The organism is Actinoplanes sp. ATCC 53533, from assembly GCF_003947245.1.
The window spans coordinates 1-955 of the sequence record NZ_QHHV01000552.1; the positions used below are offsets into that span (position 1 = coordinate 1).

Annotated in this window: 1 protein-coding gene; it reads left to right on the forward strand. The window is 63.7% G+C overall.

Annotated features, from left to right (window positions below):
• Positions 1–145: 145 nt before the first annotated feature.
• A partial coding sequence (locus DMB66_RS59965) for an ABC transporter substrate-binding protein (RefSeq protein WP_148112980.1) occupies positions 146–955 on the forward strand: 810 nt, incomplete at its 3' end.

Genomic DNA, 955 nt, shown 5'->3' on the forward strand with positions numbered 1-955 from the left:
GCTTTACGGTTGCTTACAGTGGTTGGTTACGGACACAGACATCAACGTGAAACACACTCTTGACAGCGGGTGAGCCACGTCATACGGTCGCGTCACTTATCCGGTTCAGTAAATTCGCACAGCACTTTCCCTGGGTGGAGGAGTAATGGAACGGTTCGCCAAGCGAGGCGTGGCGCTGATCGCCGCAGGCCTTGCCGGAACCCTGGCTCTTACCGGTTGCAGTGGCGAGAAGCTCGATAGCGGCGGTGACAGCGACGCGACGGCGGCTCAGGTCACCCTCAAGGTCAACTTCTGGGGAGACTTCGGCCTGGAAGCGCTCAAGGCGCAATACGAGAAGGACCACCCCAACGTCAAGATCTCGCTGAACTCCGGCGAGTTCAACGCGCAGCACCAGGACCTGCAGAAGAAGCTGGTGGCCGGCAGCGGCGCGCCGGACATCTCAGCGATCGACGAGGGCTTCGCCGTCCAGTTCCGCGGCCAGGCCGACAAGTTCGTCAACCTGCTGGACAAGGGCGCCGGCTCGTACGAGTCGAAGTACCTGGGCTGGAAGTGGAAGCAGACGCTGTCCGCCGACGGCAAGACCCAGATCGGCCTCGGCACGGATGTCGGCGGCCTGGCCATGTGCTACCGCACCGACCTGTTCAAGGCGGCCGGCCTGCCCACCGAGCGCGACGCCGTGTCGGCGCTGTGGCCGACCTGGGACGCGTTCATCGCCACCGGCGAGAAGTACGTCAAGGGCAGCGGCGGGAAGAAGTTCATCGACTCCGGCACGGACATGTTCAACCCGATCCTCGCCCAGCAGCCCGTCGGCTTCTACAACGAGCAGGACCAGCTGCAGTTGGACGCCGGCCCCAAGATCGCTTGGGACACCACGATGAAGGCCCTGAAGGCGGGGATCTCCGCCAACCTGGTCAGCTTCCAGCCCGGCTGGGACCAGGGCTTCAAGAAGGACCAG